General features: G+C 75.6%; 14 protein-coding genes. 9 read left to right on the top strand and 5 right to left on the bottom strand.

Annotation, left to right across the window (positions count from 1 at the left end; genetic code table 11):
* The first annotated feature begins 21 nt into the window (after window positions 1–21).
* A complete protein-coding gene (locus HNR12_RS11185) occupies window positions 22–978 on the top strand; it encodes a quinone oxidoreductase family protein (RefSeq protein WP_179767431.1) in 957 nt (318 codons plus the stop codon).
* 51 nt (window positions 979–1,029) lie between these two features.
* Here the strand turns inward: HNR12_RS11185 and HNR12_RS11190 are convergent, their stop codons facing one another.
* A complete protein-coding gene (locus HNR12_RS11190; protein ID WP_179767432.1) occupies window positions 1,030–1,695 on the bottom strand; it encodes a hypothetical protein in 666 nt (221 codons plus the stop codon).
* A gap of 578 nt (window positions 1,696–2,273) precedes the next feature.
* Between HNR12_RS11190 and HNR12_RS11195 the strand changes: the two genes are divergently transcribed.
* Together HNR12_RS11195 and HNR12_RS11200 are read left to right on the top strand one after the other, a co-directional pair.
* On the top strand, window positions 2,274–4,889 hold the full coding sequence (locus HNR12_RS11195; RefSeq protein ID WP_179767433.1) for an ATP-binding protein: 2,616 nt from the start codon (window positions 2,274–2,276) through the stop codon (window positions 4,887–4,889).
* Between the two features lies 1 nt (window position 4,890).
* A complete protein-coding gene (locus tag HNR12_RS11200) occupies window positions 4,891–5,568 on the top strand; it encodes a response regulator (RefSeq protein WP_179767434.1) in 678 nt (225 codons plus the stop codon).
* A gap of 89 nt (window positions 5,569–5,657) precedes the next feature.
* On the opposite strand, the gene HNR12_RS11205 is transcribed toward HNR12_RS11200, so the two are convergent.
* The 3 genes from HNR12_RS11205 to HNR12_RS11215 form a co-directional block, all read right to left on the bottom strand.
* Complete coding sequence (locus HNR12_RS11205; protein ID WP_179767435.1) at window positions 5,658–6,764, bottom strand: glycerophosphodiester phosphodiesterase family protein; 1,107 nt, start codon at window positions 6,762–6,764, stop codon at window positions 5,658–5,660.
* Between the two features lie 277 nt (window positions 6,765–7,041).
* A complete protein-coding gene (locus HNR12_RS11210; RefSeq protein ID WP_179767436.1) occupies window positions 7,042–7,962 on the bottom strand; it encodes an aminoglycoside phosphotransferase family protein in 921 nt (306 codons plus the stop codon).
* Window positions 7,963–8,563: 601 nt separating this feature from the next.
* Window positions 8,564–9,244 carry a sirohydrochlorin chelatase gene (locus HNR12_RS11215; protein WP_179767437.1) on the bottom strand — a complete coding sequence of 227 codons (681 nt, stop codon included), beginning with the start codon at window positions 9,242–9,244 and terminating at the stop codon, window positions 8,564–8,566.
* A 915-nt stretch (window positions 9,245–10,159) separates the two neighbouring features.
* Here HNR12_RS11215 and HNR12_RS11220 point away from each other — a divergent pair.
* From HNR12_RS11220 to HNR12_RS11240, 5 genes are all read left to right on the top strand, one after another.
* Window positions 10,160–10,969 carry a nucleotidyltransferase domain-containing protein gene (locus HNR12_RS11220; RefSeq protein ID WP_179767438.1) on the top strand — a complete coding sequence of 270 codons (810 nt, stop codon included), beginning with the start codon at window positions 10,160–10,162 and terminating at the stop codon, window positions 10,967–10,969.
* Window positions 10,970–11,036: 67 nt separating this feature from the next.
* A complete protein-coding gene (locus HNR12_RS11225) occupies window positions 11,037–11,591 on the top strand; it encodes a peptide deformylase (RefSeq protein WP_179767439.1) in 555 nt (184 codons plus the stop codon).
* 205 nt (window positions 11,592–11,796) lie between these two features.
* Window positions 11,797–12,765: a coiled-coil domain-containing protein gene (locus HNR12_RS11230; protein ID WP_179767440.1), complete on the top strand. Its 969-nt coding sequence runs from the start codon at window positions 11,797–11,799 to the stop codon at window positions 12,763–12,765.
* A gap of 133 nt (window positions 12,766–12,898) precedes the next feature.
* Window positions 12,899–13,693 (top strand): alpha/beta hydrolase family protein, encoded by a 795-nt coding sequence (locus HNR12_RS11235; RefSeq protein WP_179767441.1) that lies wholly within the window; start codon window positions 12,899–12,901, stop codon window positions 13,691–13,693.
* Between the two features lie 58 nt (window positions 13,694–13,751).
* On the top strand, window positions 13,752–14,987 hold the full coding sequence (locus HNR12_RS11240) for an MFS transporter (RefSeq protein WP_246425057.1): 1,236 nt from the start codon (window positions 13,752–13,754) through the stop codon (window positions 14,985–14,987).
* A 52-nt stretch (window positions 14,988–15,039) separates the two neighbouring features.
* Here HNR12_RS11240 and HNR12_RS11245 read toward each other — a convergent pair whose 3' ends face one another.
* Window positions 15,040–15,816 carry a CPBP family intramembrane glutamic endopeptidase gene (locus HNR12_RS11245; RefSeq protein ID WP_308118956.1) on the bottom strand — a complete coding sequence of 259 codons (777 nt, stop codon included), beginning with the start codon at window positions 15,814–15,816 and terminating at the stop codon, window positions 15,040–15,042.
* Window positions 15,817–16,154: 338 nt separating this feature from the next.
* On the opposite strand from HNR12_RS11245, the gene HNR12_RS11250 reads away from it, so the two are divergent.
* Window positions 16,155–18,314, top strand: coding sequence for an elongation factor G-like protein EF-G2 (locus HNR12_RS11250; protein ID WP_179767444.1), 2,160 nt, complete (start codon window positions 16,155–16,157; stop codon window positions 18,312–18,314).
* The last annotated feature ends 127 nt before the right edge of the window (window positions 18,315–18,441 follow it).

An 18,441-nucleotide genomic window follows, 5' to 3' on the forward strand; every position in this document is an offset into this window, starting at 1 on the left:
GCGACCACGGGAGGCAGCCAAGTGCGAGCGATCCAGATCACCGAGTTCGGCGGCCCGGAGGTGCTGCGCCTCGCCGAGGTGCCCGACCCCCGGCCCGGCCCCGACGAGGTGCTGATCGAGGTCGAGCGCGCCGGGGTCAACTACGCCGACACCCACCGCACCGAGGACAGCTACGTGGCCGCCACCTCGCTGCCGCTGGTCCCGGGCAGCGAGGTGGTCGGGCGCACGCCCGAGGGCCGGCGGGTGGCGGCCATGCTCGACGGCGGGGGCTACGCCGAGCGCGCCGCCGCCGCCCGCGCCATGGTCTACGACGTCCCCGACGATGTCGACGCCGTCACGGCCCTGGCCATGCTCGTCCAGGGCGCCACCGCCTGGGTGCTGCTGCGCCGCAACGTGCACCTGGCCGAGGGCGAGTCCGTGGTGGTGCACGCCGCCGCCGGCGGGGTGGGCTCCCTCGCGGTGCAGCTGGCCAAGGCCTTCGGCGCGGGCCGGGTCATCGCCACCGCCGGCACCGAGGACAAGCGCCGGCTGGCGCTGGAGCTGGGCGCCGACGCGGCCGTGGACTCCCGCGCCGAGGACATGACGGCGGCGCTGCGCGAGGCCAACGGCGGCCGCCGGGTCGACGCCGTGCTGGACATGACCGGCGGGCGGATCACCGACCAGAGCCTGCGCGCCCTGGCGCCCTTCGGCCGCCTCGCCTTCTACGGCATGGCCTCGCGCGAGGCGCCCTCGCCGGTGGACCTGCCCGCGCTGCTGCGCCACTCCACCACGGTCAGCGGCATGTGGCTCAGCCACGCCTTCGCCCTGCCCGCCGACGTGGTGCGCCGGGCCATGGCGGAGCTGTTCGACCTGGTGCGCGCGGGCCGGCTGCGTGTGGTGAAGGGCGGCGAGTACCCGCTGGAGCAGGCCCGCCGCGCCCACGAGGACCTGCGCTCGCGCGCCACGGTCGGCAAGCTCGCCCTGGACCCCACCCGCTAGCGGCGCCCCCGCGCGCCCGGGCGGCGGGGCCATGGCCCCGCCGCCCGGCGCTCACGCCGTCTGCGCGGTCTCCCCCAGGCGGCGGTCGACCAGCTCCGCGATCGCCGTGGCGGTGTCCAGCTTGGCCTCCGGCGGCATGTCGGCCGCGCCCTGGTACATGATCTGCACCATCACGTTGCGGTCGTAGAAGTGCGCCACGGCCCAGCTGTCCATGTCGTCGTAGGTGCCGTAGTCGTCCTCGGCGTTGGAGAACACCGCGGCGTAGCCGTCCTGGCCCAGGCCCAGCGAGCGCAGCCGGATGTCGGCCACCACGCCGTCGGCGATCTCGACGTGCCGCGCCGACGCCTCCTCCTCGGCCAGGCCGCCGGTCAGCTCCCGCCGCTCCCGGTCGAGCGCGCGCTGGAGGGTGACGTACTCCGACTCCCGGGTCTGGGGGCCGTAGCGGCGCAGGCTGACGGTCATCAGCCCCGATGCGTCCTCGTCGTCGTTGACCGACCAGCACTCCACCTGCTGGAGCACGGCCGCCTCGGCGGTCTCGCCCGCGCCCAGCGCCTCGCCCTCGACGCTGCCCCCGGCCAGCTCCGGTATCTCGGTGATGGCCTCGGGCGGCAGCAGGCCGCGGCAGTCGGCCAGGACGGTGTAGGGCGGCCCCGGCGCGGTCAGGCTCCACAGGATGCCGCCGACCACCGCCAGCGCCACCGCCCCGCCGATCCCCACGCCGCCGACGAGCCACCACCGGGCGGCCGGCGCCAGCGGCCCAGGCGCCCGGCCGGGCCGCCCGCCGCCCGCGGGCCCGGGCGCGCCCGGCCCGCCCCACCCCGGGGGCACCGGCCCGCCGGGCGCTCCGGGGAAGTCCGCGCCGCCCGGGGCGCCGCGCTCCCCCGGCTCGGGGGACGGACCTGGACCCTGCGGCGGATACGGCGGCTGGCCGGCCATGGCGGCTCCTCGTGGGCGCGTGGGGCGAAGGGCGATAACCGGGGGGCGGGTCGGGTCCGCGCGGCCGGGCGGACCGGGCGCGAGCTGGCGGCCGGAGGCCCGGGCGGGGCGTCGTGGTGGGCGTCGTAGCGGGCGGCGTGGTCGTCGTAGTTATGCCACCCCGACGTGTCGCCTACACGAACACAGGGGAACCGGACGGCCCACCCGGGCGGCACACCCGCGACGCCCCCGGGCGAGCGCCCCGCCGCCGCGCGCCGCGGCCCTCCGCCGCCCCCTCCCCCGGCGCGCGCACCGTCTTCCGCCCCCGCGTGACCCCCGCATGACCTGCGCCACTTGCCGCGTCGGCTAAGAATGGGTGCGTGGCACGTAGCAAGCTCCGCATCTACCTGGGCGCCGCCCCCGGCGTGGGCAAGACCTACTCCGCGCTGAGCGAGGCGCGGCGCCGGCGGGAGCGCGGAACCGACGTCGTCGTGGGCCTGGCCGAGACCCGCGACCGCCCGCGCACGGCCGAACTCCTGGAGGGCCTGGAGGTCCTGCCGCGCGCGCGGGTCGACGGCGCGCCCGGCGAGCTCGACCTCGACGCCCTCCTGGCGCGCGCGCCCCGCGTGGCCGTCGTGGACGACTTCGCCCACACCAACGCCCCCGGCACCCGCAACGCCAAGCGCTGGCAGGACGTCGAGGAGCTGCTCAACGCCGGCATCGACGTCATCACCACGCTCAACATCCAGCACGTGGAGTCGCTGAACGACGTGGTCGAGCGCATCACCGGCGTGCGCCAGCGCGAGACCATCCCCGACCAGATCGTGCGCCGCGCCGACCAGATCGAGCTGTGCGACATGTCGCCGCACGCGCTGCGCCGGCGGATGTCCCACGGCAACATCTACCCCGCCGAGAAGATCGACGCCGCCCTCTCCAGCTACTTCCGCGAGGGCAACCTCACCGCGCTGCGCGAACTCGCCCTGCTGTGGGTGGCCGACCGCGTGGACGAGGGCCTGGCCCACTACCGGGGCGAGCACAAGATCCGCCAGACCTGGGAGGCCCGCGAACGCGTCGTCGTCGCGCTGACCGGCGGCCCCGAGGGCGAGACCCTGATCCGCCGCGCCGCCCGCGTGGCCGCCCGCTCGCGCGGGGGCCGCCCCCAGCCCAGCCACCTCATGGCCGTGCACGTGGTCTCCGGCGACAACCTCGCCCACCCGCTGCCCGACGTGATGGCCGAGCAGCGCCGCCTGCTCGCCGAACTCGGCGGCACCTACCACCAGGTGATCGGCAAGGACATCCCCACCGCGCTGCTGGAGTTCGCCCGGGGCGTCAACGCCACCCAGATCGTGCTGGGCTCCTCCCGGCGGCGCAGCTGGCAGTACGCCTTCGGGCCGGGCGTGGGGGCCACGGTGGCGCGCGAGTCCGGCGACATCGACGTGCACATCGTGACCCACGAGGAGGTCGGCCGGGGCCGCAACCTGCTGCCGCCGCTGGCCGGCAGCCTCAGCCGCGCCCGCCACGTCTCGGGCTGGGCCATCGGCCTGCTCGGGCCGGTGCTGCTGGCGGCGGCCATGCGGCTGCCGCCCGCCGACGGCATCGGGCTCGCCGCCCACGTCCCGGTGTTCTTCGTCGCGACCATCGCCGCCGCCATGGTCGGCGGGCTGTGGCCGGCGCTGGTGGGCGCGGTGTGGAGCACCCTGCTGCTGGACCTGCTGTTCGCCCCGCCGCTGTACGGGCTGTCGGTCCACAGCACCGACAACACCGTCGCGCTGGCCGCGTTCATCCTGGTGGGCGTGCTGGTGGCGTTCGTGGTCGACCTCGCCAAGCGCCGCGCGCTGCAGGCCAGCCGGTCCAAGGCCGAGGCGAGCACGCTGAGCCTCTTGGCCAGCAGCGTCATCGACGGCCAGGAGCCGCTGCCCGCGCTGCTGCGCCGCATCCGCGAGACCTTCGGCCAGCGCTCGGTGGCGCTGCTGCGCCAGGAGGACGACGGCGCCTGGACCCGGGTCGAGAGCGTCGGCGAGGGGCCCTGCGCCTCGCCCGACCAGGCCGACGCCCTGGTGTCGGTCAGCGACTCCCTGGCGCTGGCGCTGCGCGGCCACGTGCTGCCCGCCGCCGACCGGCGCATCCTCGGGGCGTTCGCCACCCACATCGGGATCGCCCTGGAGCGCCAGCGCCTGGCCCACGACGCCGCCGAGGCCAAGCGCCAGGCCGCGCGCAACAAGATCCGCACCGCGCTGCTGGCCGCGGTCTCCCACGACCTGCGCACCCCGCTGACCTCCATCAAGGCCAGCGTGTCCAGCCTGCGCTCGGTCGACATCGAACTCGACGAGGCCGACCGCGCCGAACTGCTGGAGAACATCGAGGAGTCCACCGACCGGCTCAACGGCCTGGTGGGCAACCTCCTGGACATGAGCCGGCTGCAGACCGACACCGTCCAGCCCAAGATCCGCGCGGTGGGACTGGAGGAGGTCGTGCCGGCCACCCTCATCGGCATCCCGCCGCACACCGTGTGCGTGGACGTCCCCGACCACCTGCCGCGGGTGCGCGCCGACGCCGGGCTGCTGGAGCGGGCCGTGGCCAACGTGGTGCAGAACGCCGCCCGGCACAACCCGCCCGACAGCCCGCCGATCCTGCTGGCGGCCAGCGCCCTGGGCGACACCGTGGAGCTGCGGGTGGCCGACCACGGCCCCGGCGTGCCCGACGAGCACAAGGACCGCATCTTCGAGGCGTTCCAGCGGCTGGGCGACGCCCCGCGCGGCACCGGGATCGGCCTGGGACTGGCGGTGGCGCGCGGGTTCACCGAGGCCATGGACGGTACCCTGATCGCCGAGGACACCCCGGGCGGCGGGTTGACCATGGTGTTCACCCTGCACACCAGCCCCACCGACCCCGCGCCGGGCGGGGCCGCGCCCGCCGGCGCCGAGGCGGCGCAGGCACCGGGCGGCGGTGCCGACACCCACCACGGGCCCCTGGGCGCCCCTGACACCGAGGTGTGAGATGCGGACCCTGGTCGTGGACGACGACGCGCAGATCATCCGCGCCATGCGGATCAACCTGCGGGCGCGGGGCTACGACGTCGACACCGCCACCGACGGCGCGTCGGCGCTCCAGGCCGCCGCCAAGCAGCCGCCCGACGTCGTGCTGCTGGACCTGGGCCTGCCCGACATGGAGGGCGGCGAGGTCATCGAGGGCCTGCGCGGATGGACCTCGGTGCCGATCATCGTGCTGTCGGCGCGGCACTCCTCCAGCGAGAAGGTCCGCTCCCTGGACGCCGGCGCCGACGACTACGTCACCAAGCCCTTCGGCATGGACGAGCTGCTGGCCCGCATCCGCGCGGCGCAGCGCCGCTCGGTGCACGTCGAGGAGGCCCCGGTGGTGGCCACCGCCGCGTTCACCGTGGACCTGGGGGCCAAGCGGGTCACCCGCGGCGACTCCGAGGTCCGGCTGACCCCCACCGAGTGGCACATCCTGGAGGTGCTGGCGCGCAACGCCGGGCGGCTGGTCAGCCAGCGCCGGCTGCTGCACGACGTGTGGGGCCCCAACTACCAGAGCGAGACCAACTACCTGCGGGTCTACATGGCCCAGCTGCGCCGCAAGCTCGAACCCGACCCCGCCCACCCGCGCTACCTGATCACCGAGGCGGGCATGGGCTACCGGTTCGAGAAGGACGGCTGAGCGGGGCCGCGGGCCCGTCGGGGCCGGGGGCGCCCCGGCGGGCCGGCCGCCGGAGGGGGGCGCCGGCCGCACCGGGCGGCACGCGACCGCTAGGGCCGCCGCTGGGCGCGCTCGTAGGCCTCGCGCGCCCGGTACAGGTGGTCGGGGTTGTCGCTGAACACGCCGTCGACCCCGGTGGCGTAGACCGCCACGTAGTAGTCGAGGTAGTCGCCGTAGCGCGTGGGGTCCGCGCCGATGTCGTAGCCGTCGGGCAGGTGGGCGTTCTCGCTGCGCAGCGTGTAGGGCGTCACCAGCAGGCCCCGGTCGTGGGCGTCGGCCACCAGCGGGGTGGGCTCGTCGGCCCGGCCGTCGGCGCCGATCGGCAGCACCCAGCGCAGGTCGGGGCCGATCGCGTCGGCGTACTCGGCCACCTCGTCCAGCGCTCCGGGGGTCGTCAGCTCCCGCTGCGCACCGCTGATCAGCTGCACGACGCGGACGTCCACGAGCCGGTCCACCTCGCGGGCGCTGCCGGGCTCGAAGGACTGCACGATCACCGGGGAGCGGCGGCCGTCGAGGCCGCGTTCGCGCAGGGTCGCGGCCAGCATCGCCTCGGTGTCCAGCCCGATGGAGTCGAAGTAGCCGCCGTGCTTGAGCTCGGGGATCAGCAGCAGGTCCCGGTTGCGGCGGCGGCCCTGCTCCCAGACCTCCAGCACCTCCTCGAAGGTGGGGATTTCGTAGCGGCCGTCGTAGCGGGTGTTGCGCGGGCGGATGTCGGGGATGCGCTCCTCGGCGCGCAGCGTCTTGATCTCGGCCAGCGTGAAGTCCTCGGCGAACCAGCCGGTGACGCGGACCCCGTCGATCACCTTGGTGGTGCGGCGGTCGGCGAACTCGGGGCGCTCGTCCACGTCGGTCGTGCCGCCCAGCTCGTTCTCGTGGCGGGCGATCAGGTGGCCGTCGCTGGTGGGCACCAGGTCGGGCTCGATGACGTCGGCGCGCTGGCGGACGGCCAGCCGGTAGGCGGCCAGGGTGTGCTCGGGCCGGTAGGCCGAGGCGCCGCGGTGCGCGATGACCCAGGGGGTCTCGACCAGGGACTCCTCGCCGCCGCGGCCGGGGTGGCGGTCGTCGGCCGCGGCCGGGGCCGCGGGCACCAGCAGCGCGAGCAGGAGCAGGGCGGCGGCGAGGGCCGGCCGGCGGCGGAGGGGGGCGGTTCGTCGCATCGGGGGACTCCTGGGGTGGGCGCGGGCGGCCGGGGGTGCGCGGGTGTCGGGGGCGCCGGCAGGGCCGGGGCAGAACCCTTCCGGCCGGATGCGACGCGGCGCTGCACCGCCGTTGAACGCCGCCCCACCGCCGGGCGAACACCCGGGCCCAAGACCCGCTGACCTGCACCGGCCCGGCCCTGCGCGGCGCGGGGCCCAAGCCGCTCGATGGGCGGCTCTCGGCGGGCGGCGGGCCGCGCGGGGCCCGCCGCCCGCCGAAAGCGGCGGTGTCCGGGAATCAGCTGTCGGCGAGGGCCATCAGCATGGCGAAGTGGGGGGTGTCGGCGCGCCCGCGGTTGGCGGCGGCCACGGCGAACAGGGGCGCGCAGGCGCGGCACCAGGCGAGCAGCCGGTCGCCGGGCACCTCCAGGCGCGAGGACAGCAGCGCGACCCGCCGCTCGACCTCCTCCAGGGAGTCGGCCTGCCAGATCGCCCAGTCGACGGCGTCGACGGCGGCGTCGCCCACGCAGGCGCGGGGGTCCACCGCGACCAGGCCGCGCTCGGGCCCGCCGAGCAGGACGTTTCCGGGGTGGAGGTCGCCGTGCAGCGGCACGACGTCGTCCTCGCCGTGGGCGAGGTCGCGGGCGCGGGCGTGGCCCCGGTGCAGCACGGAGGTGGGCACGAGCTCGGCGGCCGGGCCGTCCTGGCGCTCGTGCTCCCACATGTCGTAGAGGAAGTTCATCCGGCTGTGCAGGGGGTGGAGTTCGCCCATCTCGTCGTGGGGGACGTCGACCGCGTGCAGTTCGGCGATGAGGTCGGCGACGTCGTGCATCGGCGGTACCTCGCCCTCCAGGGCCACGGTGCGCCCCTCGCCGATGCGCTCCAGCAGCACGGCGCCGCGGTCGGTGTCGACCTCCCACACCGCCGGGACGCGCCCGCTCTCCTCCCACAGGCGCAGCAGGCGCGCCTCGAAGGTGCCCAGACCGGGGTCGGGCGAGATCTTCAGGATCGCCGGGCCGCCGTCGAGCCGCCGGCAGAACAGGACCACCGAGGTGCGCCCGTGGGGCGCCGGGCCCTCGACGCTGAGCTTCCACTCGGCGGCGAGTTCGTCGACGCGGGCGGGCAGGCCGTCCAGCCAGTCGGCCGCGCCGCGGCCGAAGCGGCGGATGAGGCGCCGCCTCTGCTTGTCGTCGACGTACCGCGCTGTGACTTCGCTCATGTGACCACCTTACGAATCGGCCCGTCCCCGGAGCCGGGTCCTGGGTTTCCGAGCTGGTACCGCCCCGAGAAATCGATGTGCGGCTGCGAGGCGGGCCGCGGTGACGGGCATACCCATCCGCCGGGAGCGCGTCCCATCGCCGTTGAGGGGGACGCGGCCGGGTTCGCCGCGCCGGTGCGGCGGGCGCGGGCACCGCGGACGAGCGGGCGTGCCGCGCATGGGGCCTGGTCACCTCCTGGGGGGCGCTCGCGCGAGCGAGCGGATCCGCTCGCTGCCGGTCCGGGGCGACCACGGTCAGCGGCGGGGTTGTGACGCTATCGCATCGGGTCTGGGCCCGCGCGGGGCGGTGGGGCGCGGCGCGGCGGTGGCCGCGTACGCGCGGTGCGGCCCGGCCCCCCGTGCGGAGGGCCGGGCCGCGGGCGGTCGTGCGGTGTCGCCGCAGTGGGCCTGAGCTTGAGTGGGCCGGGCGGCCGCGCGGGTGGGGGAGGTCCCACCGGGCGGGCGCGGACGCCGGTCGGCTCGACCGGGATCCGCGTTCGCCCGCTGAGGGGAGCGCTCGCGGCCGGGGCGCCCGGCCGGCGCGCCGGGCGGTGCGGGGGCGTCAGGCCGCCAGGCGGGCCTTGGCGGCGCGGTGCTGGGCCAGCAGGGAGTCCACCACGATCTCCGACGGCCACAGCGGGGCGGTGACGGTGGTGGCGCCGAGGTCGTGCAGCCGCTCGTAGTCGCGGTCCTCGACCAGCCGCCAGGTGGCCACGGCCACGCGGTCGCGGCCGTTGCGGCGCAGCCGCTCCACGGCGTCGCCCACCGAGGGCGCCCAGGAGTTGAGGTAGCCGACCTGCACCGGCGAGCCCAGGCGGCGGCTGAGCATCCGGGCGACGTCGGTGACCGCCTGGCGCTCGTCCTGGCCGGTGCTGCCGTCGGCGGCGAGGACGACGCCGTCGCCCGAGGTCCAGCCCGTGGCGAGCAGGCGGGCGGCGAGGTCGCCGACGATCGAGGGCACGGCGCCCAGGGGGGCGGTGTGCAGGGCGTCGAACCGGCCGCCGAGGTCGAGGCCGGCGAGGACCTGGGAGCTGGCGAGGTCGCCGCCGGCGACGTAGGCCGGCACGACGACCATCGGGCCCTCGACGGAGTGGACGGCACGCTGGACCTCGCGGTCGGAGCCGAAGGCGGGGACGACCGGGGCCTCGCCGCGGCGCGCGACGGCGTCGGCCAGTCCGCGGAGCGCCTCCGTGCGGTCGGTGTCCTGCGAGTCGTCCGCTACGAGCACCATGGTCGGCACCATAAGAATCTCCTTAGAAATCGCCGAGAACGCCGATCCTCACGAGACAGGCTAAGGAGCGGCGGTTTCGCCTGAATGACCTCGTGTTACGCACGCGAAAACAGAGCACAGGAAGGGAAAGAGCACACTGGATAGGGGGTTAAGTTCCCGAACTTCGCCTGGCGGGACGCGTGTTCCCAGGTGGCGGGTTCGCGGATACTGACCGTTGGCAGGCTCAAGAAGGATGCTAACCGCTGGGGGCGCGCTTTTCCACAGCGCTGGGAGTCGCGCGCGTCACTTCGGGATCCGCCGCACGGTCGGGGGACGCGCGGCGGCGCAGGCGGGAACGGCCAATGGCCGAGTTCTCTATAGAGGAGCGCGGACCGCAGAATGGTCAATGCGGACGCACCAATTGAATACCGCGGAAACACATTGGGATGACTACCCGTTGTAGGACGTTTTATTCCCACTATGCCCGTGCAAACGCAATTGCAAACAAACCCCAAGGCTTCCACAAGGCCGCAACCAGGGACGATCCAGCGCATTCTCCTGCGGAGTCCAGCCGCTCATAACGGCACCGACGCGAACGGAACGCCATTCCCGCGCCAATACGGGGCCGACCCCCGGGGCAGCAAGAGTACATACCACAGACCGCACGGAAACTCAAGGGTGTGCGCACCCCCATCGGCCGACAGCCTGCCACCACCCCCGTGTGGGAGGCTGGGTGCGGATCCGGCGTGATGGCTTGCCTTGTCGGGGTAGGGGCTTCCAGACTGAAGGACACAGGGACGCGACCTGCCGGAACGCCGCCGGACCGCTTCCCGACCGCCTCGGCGCCCCCGCGACGCCGGGCGGCCGGTCTCGCCGACCGCCGCCGGCCCCGGCCGCGGATACCGGCGGATCGCGATCCCGCAGCCGACCACCACTGGAGACCACCACATGGCGATCCACCCGCGCGTGCGGACCCTGACCGAGGCGTTCCTGCACAATGTGGACGACGCGGCTCCCGGCCTGGTGCAGGGGCTCTACCTGACCGGCTCGGTGGCGCTGGGCGACTTCCGCCCCCACGCCAGCGACGTCGACTTCGTGGTCGTCACCGCCCGGCGCGCCACCGACTCCGACCGGGACGCGCTGCGGCGGGCGCACGCCCGCACCCGTGCGCAGATTCCCCACCCCCAGTTCAACGGCATCCACGTCACCTGGGAGGACCTGGCCGACGACCCCGGGGTGTGCGGCCCCGTGGCGGCGGTCGCGGGCGGCCGGTTCCGGGAGCGCTCGACCGCCGACGTCAACCCCGTCACCTGGCACGTGCTCGCCGAACGCGGTGTCACCGTCCGCGGCCCGCTGCCGGTCGAGCTGGACGTGTGGGACAACCCCGCCAGCCTGCGCGCGTGGTCCTTCGGCAACCTCGACGAGCACTGGCGCCGCTGGCGCGCCAGGGCCGGCCGGCTGGTCACCCCGCGCGGCCTGGCCGCCCTGGGCTCGCTGGCGCCGTCGTGGAGCGTGCTCAGCGTCAGCCGGCTGCACTTCACGCTGCGCACCGGCGAGATCACCTCCAAGACCCGCGCGGGCATGTACGCGCTGCACACCTTCCCCGAGCGCTGGCAGCGCATCGTCAACGAGTGCCTGCGGGTCCGCCGGGGCACCGCGCAGCCCTCGCTCTACCGCAGCGGGCCCGCCCGCCGCAGGGCGGCGCTGGACTACATCGAGATGGTGCTGGACGACGCGCTGAGCCCCCGCCCCGCATGAGGCCCCGGCCCCGGGCGGCTGTGGACGGCGGCCGCCCGGCGGGGCCGCGGCGGCTAGGCTGTCAGCCATGAGCAAGCGCCCCATCGTCTACTTCGGCGACCCCGTTCTGGTGACCCCCACTGCCCCCATCACCTCGTTCGGCCGCCACACCGAGGCGCTCATCCGCGACCTCCTCGACACCGTCGACGACCCCGGCCACGCCGGGGTCGCGGCCAACCAGATCGGGGTGGGGCTGCGGGCGTTCAGCTACAACGTCGAGGGCCGGATCGGCTACGTCATCAACCCCGAGATCGTCGAACTCTCCGACGACGTCCAGGACGGCGACGAAGGCTGCCTGTCAGTGCCCGACCTCGGATTCCCCACCCGGCGGGCGCTGCGCGCCACCGTCACCGGGGTCGACCTCCGCAACGAGCCGGTCACCGTGAGCGGCGAGGGCCTGATGGCCCGCTGCCTGCAGCACGAGGTCGACCACCTCGACGGCATGCTGTACCTGGACCGCCTCGACCGCGACACCCGCCGCACCGCCATGCGCGCCGTCCGCCAGGCACCGTGGTTCCTCAACCGCGGCACCGCGCCGCCCGCCGCCCAGCGCCTGCCCAGCGGGTTCGGCGGCGGCTCCTGAGAACCCGGGGCCCGGTTACCGGGGGCTTGCGCCGGGGCGCGCCCGCGCCGCCGCGCGCGGCCGGACCCGGCCCGTCACCGCGCGCGGCTGGCGAGGTCACGGTCGGATCTCGTATCGTCTGCTCCAGCACCGCGCGGACCGCGCGCACCCCGCGCCCCACGTGTCGCCCCTCCGACCGGTCCGCCCCCGACACCAGGTGACCCTCATGCACACTTCAGCACCCGCACGATCGCGCCGGCGCGCGGTCCTGCTGCCCGCGCTGGCCATCGGCGCCGCCCTGCTGCTGCCCGCCACCTCCTACGCCGACCCCCAGGACGACGAGCCCGACATCGACGAGCTCACCGCCCGGGCCGAGGCGCTGGAGGAGGAGTACGACACCGAGCTGATCACCTACCACGACGCCAAGGACGACGTCGAGGAGGCGCGGCGCCGCCTCAAGGAGGTCGAGGACGAACTCGCCCTCAACCGCGAGGAGGTCGCCGTGCTGGCGGCCGGCCAGTACATGGGGTCCGGCCTCGACCCCGGCATCGAGGTCGCGCTCAGCAGCGACCCCCAGGACATGCTCGACGACGCCGCCATGGCCAACCGCGTCACCGTCAGCCACGGCGAGCGCGTGGCCTCGCTCAGCGACCTCCGCGCCGAGCGCGAGGAGGCCGCCGAGAAGGCCGACGCCAAGCTGGAGGAGGCCGAGGAGCTGGTCGAGGACCTGGAGTCCCAGCGCGAGGAGGTCCTGGCCAAGATCGAGCGCTACGAGGAGGAGCAGGTCCCCGAGACCCCCGGCACGGGCTCGGTGCCCGAGAGCGCCATCGGTCCCGGCTGGGACGGCGCCACCCCGCGCATGGCCGCCATCCGCGACGACATCGTCAGCAACTTCGGCGCCCCCTACCCGGTGGGCTGCCTGCGCCCCGGCGACCCCGGCGAGCACGGCTCGGGCCGCGCCTGCGACTTCATGATGAGCGCGGGCGGCGCCGCGCCCTCCGAGGCCAACCGGCAGCTGGGCCAGCAGATCGCCGAGTACGCCCAGGCCAACGCCGACCGCCTCGGCGTGATGTACATCATCTGGGAGCAGCGCATCTGGCACTCGGCCAACCCCGGGGCCGGCTGGGAGATGATGAACGACCGCGGCAGCATCACCGCCAACCACTACGACCACGTGCACATCTCGTCCTACTGAGTCGGCGGTTGCGGGCGCCCGCGGCGGGGCCCGGGGGTGCCCGCCCCCGGACCGGACGTGGTGCGCGCCCGCCCGCGGGTGGTCGTGCCTCCCGCCCTGCCCCCGGCCGCGGCCGTCGGGCACGATGGTGGTCATGACCGATGCGCTGCACCGCCCCGCGCCGCAGTCCGAGCCCGAGCGGCGGCGGCTGACCACCTCCGACGGCGTCGACCTCGACACCGCGCTGCTGCGCGGCGGGTCGGCGGGCACCACCGCCGTGGTGCTGGCCAACGGGTTCACCGGCACCTGGCGCAGCCCCGGGACGCGGCGGGTCGCCCGGCACCTGCTGCCCCTCGCCGACGTCATGACCTTCGACTTCCGCGGCCACCACGAGTCCGGCGGGCTGTGCACGGTGGGCAACCTGGAGGTCCACGACGTCGAGGCCGTGGTGGCCCACCTGCGCGAACGCGGCTACACCCGCGTGGCCACCGTGGGGTTCTCCATGGGCGCGGCCGTGGTGGTGCGCCACGCCGCCCTGTTCGGGGGTGTGAGCGCGGTCGTCGCGGTCAGCGGCCCGAGCATGTGGTACTACCGGGGAAGCCGCCGGATGAGACTGCTGCACTTCGGCGTGGAGCGCCCCCTGGGCCGCTGGTTCCTGCGGGTGGCGCGCAAGGTGCGCGTCATCGACACCGACTGGGACCCGGTACCGCCCGACCCCACCGAACTCGCGCCGCGGGTGGCCCCGGCACCGCTGCTGGTGGTCCACGGCGACGCCGACGCCTACTTCCCGGTCGAGCACGCCCACCGTCTGCACGGGGCCGCCCGCGAGCCCAAGGAGCTGTGGATCGAGCCGGGCATGGGCCACGCCGAGCGCGCCATGACCCCCGAGCGGGCCCGGCGGGTCGCCCGGTGGCTCCAGCCCCACCTGGCGCCCGACCCCGCCTCCTGACCTCCCCCTCCCCCGTTTCGACCGGAAAGACACGATGCCGCAGACCTCCGATGTCCGGATGACCCCAGCCGAGCGGCCCGACCTGCCGCACCAGGGCCTGCGCGGGTGGGGCTTCCGGCTGCTCGTACTGGCCAGCGTGCTCAGCTTCTCCGGCTACGTCCTGCTGCTTCCGGTGGTGCCGCTGTGGGCGGCGCGCGGGGGCGCCGGCGAGCTGGGCGCGGGCGCGACCACCGCGGTGTTCATGGGGACCACCGTGCTCACCCAGCTGGCGATGCCCTGGCTGCTGGACCACGGCGGGTACCGCTGGACGTTCGCGGTGGGCGCGCTGCTGCTGGGCGCGCCCGCGCCGCTGCTGGCGGCGGCGACCGACCTGGGGCCGCTGCTGGCCGTCTCGGCGCTGCGCGGCGTGGGGTTCGGCATGGTGACCGTGGTGGGCTCGGCGCTGGCGGCGCGGCTGGTGCCGCCCGAGCAGATCGGCCGCGCCGCCGGCTACTACGGCATGGCCGTGGGGCTGCCGCACGTGCTGCTGCTGTCAGGCGGGGTGTGGGCGGCGCTCAACCTCGGGTTCGAGGCGGTGTTCTGGGCGGCCGGCGCCGCGCCGGTGGCCGGCGCGCTCGCCGCCGCGGGCATCTGGCTGCTGGCGGGGTCGGGGGCCGCCGGCGCGGCCGGGCCTCCCGCCGGCCCGGCCGCCGCCCCGGCGGGGCGCGGCCCGCGGACCTACGCCCGCCTGGCCGCGCCCCTGCTGCTGATGCTGGTGTGCGCGCTGTCCTCCAGCGCCGTGGTGACGTTCCTGGCGATCCCGCTGGAGGAGGCCGCCGCGGTCGTGTTCGCCGCCCTCCTGGCCTACGGGCTGCTGTCGGTGGCGGGCCGGTGGGCGGCGGGCGCGCTGAGCGACCGCCGGCGCCGCATCGTGGTGCTGGTGCCCGCCACGGTCGCGGCGGCGGTCGGCATGGGTCTGGCCGCGGCGGCGCTGTGGCCGGTGGAACCCGGCTGGACGGGGCCGGGCGCGCTGGGCGCGGCGGCGGCCGTGGCGGGCGCGGCGCTGTTCGGCGCGGGCTTCGGCGCGGTGCAGAACGACACCCTGGTGGTGATGTTCCGCCGGGCCGGTCCGCGCGGCTACGGCACCGCCAGCGCGGTGTGGAACATCGGCTACGACGGCGGCGCCGGGCTGGGCGCGGTCGTGGTGGGCCTGGCGGTGCAGGCGGCCGGCTACGGCCCGGCGTTCGCGCTCACCGCCACGGCCGTGGCGCTGTGCCTGCCGGTGGCGGCGGTGCTGGTGCGCCGACCGCACTAGGCGGTGCGCGCGGCCGGGTGGGCCGCCCGTGTGCCGGGTGCGTGCCCGGCCGCTACAGCGCTCGGGCGCGGTGGCGGCGTCCGCTGCCGCTGAGCAGCAGCGAGCGCAGGTCGACCAGGATGTGCAGGAGCACGGGCAGCAGGATGCTGCCGGTGCCCAGGAACAGCACCATGAACAGCGCCCCGAGCAGGCCCGGGCCCACCAGGCCCCACCAGCCCTGGTAGACGTGGGCCACGGCGAACAGCACGCACGAGGCGATCGCGGCCAGCCACACCGGCAGCCCCAGCGCGGTGCCGAAGGCCACGAGGAAGGCCCGGTAGAGCAGTTCCTCGGACACCCCGGCGGTGACGGCCAGCGCGCCCGCCCAGCGGCGCTCGGCGCGCGTGCGCGGGCTGAGCACGGCCAGGACCTGCCCGGGGTCGGGCGGCGGCGGCAGCGGCGGGGCGCCGGGCGCGCCGCCCCGGTGCGACCGCGACCGCCCGCGGTCGCGGGTGATCAGCCACACCACCAGCATCGCCAGGCAGAACCCCAGCGCGGCCGCCACCAGCGGCCCCCACGCGCGGGGAAGGGCCAGCCCCAGGTGGACCGGCGCGACGTCGGCCGCCAGGAGCACCGAGACCGCGATGAGCGCGGTCCAGGCCGCCTGGGCGCCGATGGTGAGCTGGTAGAAGCGGATGAGGGCGCGGGGGTCGGAGTCGCGGCGGCGGCGCAGCCAGGCGAAGGCCAGGCGGCCCAGGAGCGGCTCGCCCACCGCGGCGTAGACCACGAGCACGACCGCCGGGACCATGGCGGCCGCGCCGAACTCAGGGATGTTCTCCGACCACAGCACGGCCACACCCTAAGAGATCCGGACGCCCTCTCCGCACATTCGGGACGGTCCGCCGGTGACCGCGCATCGCGCGCAAGCCGCGCCCTTGCCCGCGGACACCGCGTTGCGCGCGCGTGCGGCACCGCGGACCTGCGCGACCACCCCGGCGTGTCGGCACATGTCCCCCTTGTGATATCGGCCGCAACGGGCGACCGTAGAAAGTGTTCCGCGTCACAACGGCGCGGAGCGTCGGCGTCCGTCCGCGCGGCGGGCCCGCCCGGCGCGCGAGCCGCCCGGACGGCACCGCCCCGCGGTCCCGGGCCGCGCGCGGCCCGGCCGAACATGGAAGGTGGCAGAGCATGGCGGACAGATCCCATCCGGCGACCGCCGGCAGGGCTCCCAGGGCCGACCACCCGGCGATGATCCGCAACGTGGTGCTGGTCGGCCCCTCCGGCGCGGGAAAGACCACCCTGGTCGAGGCCCTTCTGCACGCCTCGGGCACCACGGCCCGCATGGGGCGCGTCGAGGAGGGCACCACCGTCAGCGACCACGACGACGTCGAGGTCCGCCAGAAGCGCTCGGTGAACCTGGCCGTCGCACCGGTGCGGGTGGGCGACGTCAAGGTCAACCTGCTCGACACCCCCGGCTACGCCGACTTCGTCGGCGACCTGCGCGCCGGGCTGCGCGCCGCCGACGCCGCGCTGTTCGTGGTCTCGGCGGTCGACGGGATCGACGGCCGCACCCGGCTGCTGTGGCAGGAGTGCGCGGCGATCGGGATTCCGCGCGCGGTGGCCGTGACCAAGATCGACCACCACCGCGCCGACTTCGACGGCGTGGTGGAGCAGTGCCGCGCCGCCTTCGGCGACGGCGTCCTGCCCGCCTACTTCCCGGTGTTCACCGGCGACGGCGACGGCCGCACCGTGGCGGGGCTGATGGGCCTGATCTCCCGCCGCTACCACGACTACACCGGCCCCGAGCGGACCGATGCGGCGCCGCCCGAGGGCGTCCTGGAGCGCGCGGCCCCGCTGCGCGAGGCGCTCATCGAGGGGGTGATCGAGGAGAGCGAGGACGAGACCCTCATGGACCGCTACATGGAGGGCGCCGAACTCGACCCCGCGATGCTGATCGCCGACCTGGAGGCCGCCGTCGCGCGCGGCGGGTTCCACCCGGTGCTCGCGGTGTCGGCGACGCGCGGGGTGGGGGTGCCCGAACTGCTGGAGGAGCTGCCGCGCGCCACGCCCTCGCCCGCCGAGCGGCCGCTGCCCGAGGTCACCACCGTCAACGACCGGCCCGTGGGCCGCGAGCCGGCCTGCGACCCCGACGGCCCGCTGCTGGCCGAGGTCGTCAAGACCGTCAGCGACCCCTACGTCGGCCGGATCAGCCTGGTGCGCGTGTTCAGCGGCACCCTGCGCCCCGACACCGTGGTGCACGTGTGCGGGCACGGCCTGGCCGAGCGCGGGCACGCCGACCACGACGTGGACGAGCGCGTCGGCGCGCTGCTGGCCCCGCTGGGCAGGCACGGCGAGCCGGTGGGCGAGGCCGTCGCCGGCGACGTGTGCGCGGTGGCCAAGCTGACCCGCGCCGAGACCGGCGACACGCTCTCCGACCGGGAGCGCCCGCTGCGCATGCCGCCGTGGACGTTCCCCGACCCGCTGCTGCCGGTGGCGCTGCGCGCCGCCGCCCGCTCCGACGAGGACAAGCTGGCCCAGGCCGTGGCGCGGCTGGCCGCCGAGGACGTCACGCTGCGGGTCGAGGTCAACCCCGAGACCCACCAGCTGGTGCTGTGGTGCATGGGCGAGGCCCATCTCGACGTCGCCCTGCACCGGCTGGGCACCCGCTACGGGGTGGAGGTCGAGACCGAGGACGTGCGGGTGCCCCTGCGCGAGACGTTCGCGGCGCCCGCCGAGGGCATGGGCCGCAACGTCAAGCAGAGCGGCGGCCACGGCGAGTACGGCGTCTGCCGCATCCAGGTGGAGCCGCTGCCCTCGGGCTCGGGCCTGGAGTTCGTGGACCGGATCGTCGGCGGCGTGGTGCCCCGCCAGTTCATCCCGTCGGTCGAGAAGGGCGTCCGCGCGCAGATGGAGAGCGGCGTGCGCACGGGCTACCCGCTGGTGGACATCCGGGTGACCCTCTACGACGGCAAGGCCCACTCTGTGGACTCCTCCGACATGGCCTTCCAGAAGGCGGGCCGGCTGGCGCTCAAGGACGCCGCCGACAACTGCCGGATCGCGATGCTGGAGCCGGTGGACGAGCTGAGCGTGATCGTGGACGAGGAGTACATGGGCGCGGTCATGAGCGACCTGTCGGCGCGGCGCGGCCGGGTGGTGGCCACCGAGATGGCCGGCGACGGCCGCACCCTGATCCGCGCGGAGGTCCCGCAGCTGGAGATCACCCGCTACGCGATCGACCTGCGCTCCCTGGCCCACGGCACGGGCACCTTCAGCCGCTCCTACCTGCGGCACGAGCCGCTGCCCGCCCACCTGGCCGAGCGCCACGGCGCGGTGCTGTCGGACGCCTGAGCCCGCGCACGAGACCGGGCCCGGCGGGGCGCGCGTGGGCGCCCGGCCGGGCCCGGCGGGGTCGTGTGGGAGCGAGGGCGGACGCCAGGGGCGCTCCGCCGGGTCCCGCGGGGGCACGCGGGGCCGT

It is taken from the genome of Streptomonospora nanhaiensis (assembly GCF_013410565.1).
In the GTDB taxonomy this organism is placed as follows: Bacteria; Actinomycetota; Actinomycetes; order Streptosporangiales; family Streptosporangiaceae; genus Streptomonospora; species Streptomonospora nanhaiensis.